This is a genomic window from Pseudomonas sp. NPDC086566 (assembly GCF_050280885.1).
Taxonomy (GTDB): Bacteria; Pseudomonadota; Gammaproteobacteria; order Pseudomonadales; family Pseudomonadaceae; genus Aquipseudomonas; species Aquipseudomonas vlassakiae.
This window is the reverse complement of sequence record NZ_JBNNWD010000024.1, coordinates 1-4,856: the sequence shown is the minus strand read 5'-3', so window position 1 is coordinate 4,856 and position 4,856 is coordinate 1. Positions and strand designations below refer to the sequence as shown.

Annotated in this window: 2 protein-coding genes; one reads left to right on the top strand and one right to left on the bottom strand. The window is 63.2% G+C overall.

What is annotated here, in order from left to right; genetic code table 11:
• A partial coding sequence (locus ACQKPS_RS26675; protein WP_427606266.1) for a retention module-containing protein occupies positions 1-2,667 on the bottom strand: 2,667 nt, incomplete at its 3' end.
• A 504-nt stretch (positions 2,668-3,171) separates the two neighbouring features.
• Between ACQKPS_RS26675 and ACQKPS_RS26670 the strand changes: the two genes are divergently transcribed.
• A partial coding sequence (locus tag ACQKPS_RS26670) for a type I secretion system permease/ATPase (protein WP_427606264.1) occupies positions 3,172-4,856 on the top strand: 1,685 nt, incomplete at its 3' end.

The window sequence follows — 4,856 nt, the reverse complement described above, 5'->3', positions numbered from 1 at the left end:
ACCTTCGGCCACGCTGGGCGTCGCCGTCAGCGACACCGTTGTTGTGTCCTGTACATCGGTAACGGAGGTGCTGACCGGTGCCTGATTGGCGACCAAGTTTTCGTAGTTGCCACCGCTGACGCTGGTAATGCTGTTGGTAACTGCCGCGTGGCCTTGATAGACGTCGTTAGTCACCGCACCGGTGGCGGTAGCTGAGCTTTGGCCAACCGGAATGGTGATGCTCTGCCCGTTTGCCAGGCTGACCACGACCGGGTTGCCGGTGACCGGCGCATTTACCGTGGCGGTATAGACGATGGTGCCACCCTCGGCGACGCTCGGCGTTGCCGTCAGCGACACCGTAGTGGTGTCTTGTACGTCGGTGACGGTGGTAGAGACCGGTGCCTGGTTTGCGACTAGGTTTTCGTAGTTTCCGCCGCTGACGCTGATGATGCTGTTGGTAACAGCCGCATGGCCTTGATAGACGTCGTTGGTGACTGCACCCGTGGCAGTACCGGAACTCTGGCCGACCGGGATGGTGATGGTCTGGCCGTTGGCCAGGCTGACTACGACCGGGCTTCCGGTGACCGGCGCATTCACCGTGGCGGTGTAGACGATGGTCCCGCCTTCGACGACGCTCGGTGTCGCGGTCAGGGTCAGCGCGACCGTATCCTGCACATCGGTGACGCTGGTACTGACTGGCGCCGGGTTGGCCACCAACTGCTCGTAATTGCCGCCGCTGACAGCCGTGATGCTGTTGCTGACCGGCGCGTGGCCCTGGTAGGCGTCATTGCTGACGGCCGCCGTGGTGGTGCCTGAGTTTTGGCCCACTGCAATGGTGATGCTCTGCCCGTTGGCCAGGGTCACCACCACAGGTGAGCCTGTGACTGGGGCATTGACGGTGGCGGTGTAGACAATGGTGCCGCCTTCGGCCACCGACGGCGTGGCGGTCAGGGTCACGGTCGTAGTATCGAGGGTATCGGTGATCGCGGTCACCGCTGGCGTGCCGTTGACCGCCAGGCTTTCGAAATTGCCGCCCGTGGCATTGGTGATACGCGCGCTGACGAGGCTGGCATCGGCATACTGGTTATCGGCAGGTGCGGCCACGCTGACGCTGCCCGAGGTCTGGTTCGCCGCGATGGTGATGCTCTGGCCGTTGCTCAGGGTCACGGTGACGGCGGTCTGGCCTGGGTTGCTGAGGGTTGCGGTGTAGATGATCTGGCCGCCTTCGGCCACGCTCGGGCTCGCGCTCAGGCTGACAGTGGTGACGTCCCGGATATCACTGACGGTGGTGCTGACAGGCGCAGGGTTAGCGACCAGATTTTCGAAGTTACCCCCGCTAACCCCGGAGATGCTCGTGCTGACCTGGCCTTGCCCCTGATAAATATCGTTGCTGACCGGCACGCTGACGATGCCACTGCTCTGGCCGACCGCCACGGTGATGGTCTGGCCATTGGCCAAGGTCACCACCACCGGCGTGCCGGTCACCGGCGCCGAGAGGCTGGCGGTGTAGACAATGGCGCCGCCTTCCGCCACGGAGGGCGTGGCGGTCAGGGTGACGGTACTGGAATCGGTCGAATCGCTGACCACGGTCAGAACGGGAGCCGGGTTGGCTTCCAGGTGCTCGAAGTTGCCCCCGATGGCGGAGGTAATATGGGTGCTAAAGGTGGTCGCGTCCTCGTACACATCGTTGGCCGTCTGCAGCACCACGCTGCCACTGCTTTGACCCGCGCCGATGCTGATGACCTGGCCGTTGGACAGGGTGACCGTGACTGGCGTCTGGGCCGGGTTGCTCAGGGTCACGGTGTAGGTGATCGCACCGCCCTCGGTCACGTTCGGGCTGGCGCTGAGCGTGGCGGTGGTGGTATCGGCCGTGCCAACCACGCGGGTCTCGGCCGGCGTACCGTCGATGGCGACCGGGATGCCGCCGCCGCTGGTACCGGTGATGCTGGTCGAGATGTGACGGTCATCTGCGTACACCGTTGTGCCTGGCGTGACCGGCACGCTCACCGAGCCACTGGTCTGCCCGGCGGCGATCACGATCACCGCGCCATTGGACAAGGTCACGGTCAGCGCGCTGAGCGGCGCCTGGCCGACCGTGGCGACATAGACGATGCTGCCGCCGGCCTCGCTGACCGACGGGGTTGCACTCAGCACCACGGCGGTAGCCAGTTCGACGACCGCTGCAGCGGTGGCGGCCTGCGGCCCGGCGGCGAAATCGAAGTCAAGGCTTTCGCTGAAGTTCAGCGGCCCGGTCTGAAAGCCAACGTTCGGGTCGACCCGGACAGCTGTTTCCTCGAGCAGGACGAAACTGTGCCCACCGCCAAGCGCACCACCGCCGCTGCCGCCCGAGGAGGTCGGGCCTGCCGCGGTAGCTTCCAGCGCCGTGGTCGGGTCGACACCCGCCTGGATCGCCTGTTGCAACTGCTCCACCGACGGCGCAGCCTGCGCAGTGGCCAGGCACATGTCTGTGCTGTGGTCGGCGGTGCTGGCACTCCATTGGCTATCGCGGCCCAGGTCTACATAGCGGCCGTCGGTCAGTTGCAGGGTGATAGCACCGCCGACACCGGTCAGTACCTGCTCGCCTGCGAACAGGCGGTCTCCTTCGATGAGCACGCGGCGTATGCCTTCCGGCGATACCGCGATGACTTGGCCAACAATGCTTTTGACGATGGCGACTACGGTGCTCATGCGGCTCTCCAGATGACTCGACCAGTGCCTTCCATGCCCCTTCGGCGCTCAAACCCGGCGGGTAGTGGAATAATATGAAAGTGCCTCTACTTATAGGTCTGTCAAACTTCCGTGCTTTTATCGCTTACGCGCTTAAAGAGTGTCGAAATATTGACTTGCATCGCTATTTTGCAAGCGACGCCAATCTAAAGTCATAACGTTAAATAGCCGCTTGCCAATTCTCACTTTCGTATTAGTTGTATCGCTGTTACCTGCCTTTCTCAGCGTTCTGGCGTACAGGCCGCGTCATATCTGGCTTCGGCAAGCGTGGAGAGGGTTTTGTATAATTTCTGGGTTGCGACTTGTGTATCTCGCGTTAGTCTTTCCCTATCGCAGCGGAGGTTGGCTACCTGCAGAAATTCTTGGCGATTTGAAACCTTCGAACAGCGATGTCGTCAGCTTTAAGAACACCGGGCCATTGTTGATGGGGCCTGCTTCCAACTATCGCAAGGAAGAGAGCGCCACGTGGAATCCGAAGTCCGTCGAGCCCAGCTCAGTCACGACCCGCGTAGTCAGCACGACGATCCGCTGCTGGATTGCCTGCTGACCCTCTGTGTACTGCATCAGAAACCCGCCAGCCGGGTGATGCTGACCACCGGTTTACCCTTGCCGGCCCAGCGCCTGAACGCCGAACTGCTGCCCCGCGCCGCCGCCCGCGCCGGCCTGCAGGGGCGCCTGTTGCAGCGCAAGCTGGAGCAGATCCCGAGCATCGCCATGCCGGCCATGCTGCTCCTCAAGGACGGCCGCGCCGCCGTGCTGCTGGGTTGGGAAAACGCCGACACTGCACGCCTGCTGCTCAGCGAAAGCGATGGCGGCGAGGTGCTGATCAGCCGCGAAGCGCTGATCGGGGACTACAGCGGCAAGGTGTTTTTCGCCCAGCCGCAGCACAAGTACGACGTCAACCACGGCAACCTGATTCCGCGGGCCAAGTCCTGGTTCCGCGACACCCTGCTGCGCAGCAAATGGCTGTACATGGATGCCATCGCTGCCAGCCTGGTGATCAACCTGATCGCCCTGGCCGCGCCGCTGTTCGTGATGAACGTCTACGACCGCGTGGTGCCCAACCAGGCCACTTCGACCCTATGGGTGCTGGCGGTGGGCATTACCGGTGCCTACCTGTTCGACCTCATCCTCAAAGGCCTGCGCAGCCTGTGCCTGGACCTGGCCGGCAAGAAGACCGACCTGATCATCTCGGCCACCTTGTTCGAACGCATCGTCGGCATGTCGATGAAGTATCGCCCGGCGCGGGTCGGCAGCTTTGCCCAGAACATCCACGAGTTCCAGGGGCTGCGCGACTTCCTCGCCTCGCTGACCCTGACCAGCCTGATCGACCTGCCATTCACCCTGATCATCCTCATGGTCATCGCCATCGTCGGCGGCCATCTGGTGTGGATCCCGGTGCTCGCCTTCCCGTTGGCCCTGGGCATCGGCTACGCCCTGCAAAAACCCCTGATGGCGACCATGGAACGGACCATGGCGCTGGCCTCCGAGCGCCAGTCGAGCCTGATCGAAACCCTGGCCGGCCTGGATGCGGTCAAGGTCAACAATGCCGAGAGCGAGCGCCAGTACCGCTGGGAGCAGACCCTTGGGACCCTCAGCCGCCTGGAACTGCGGGTCAAGGTGCTGTCGGGCCTGGCCATGAACATCACCTTGATGATCCAGCAGATGGCGGGCGTGGCGATGATCTGCGTCGGCGTGTATCAGATCATCGATGGCAACCTGAGCATGGGCGGTCTGGTGGCCTGCTACATGCTCAGTGGTCGAGCTCTCGGCCCGCTCGGGCAGTTGAACGGGTTGCTGGCGCGTTACCAGCAGGCCAAGGTGACCATGGCCTCGACCAACCAGATGATGGAACTGCCGCAAGAGCGCAACTTCGAGGAACGCCCGCTGAGCCGCCAGGTACTGCAGGGCGCGATCGAGTTCCGCGGGGTCGATTTCACTTACCCGAACCAGCAGAACATGGCCCTGAAGAACATCAGCCTGAACATCCGCCCGGGCGAGAAAGTCGGCATCATCGGCCGCAGTGGCTCGGGCAAGAGTTCGCTGGCCAAGCTCATCGTCGGCCTGTATGAGGCGGACAACGGCTCGCTGCTGGTGGACGGCGTGGACATCCGCCAGATCGACGTCAGCGAGCTGCGCCACAACGTCGG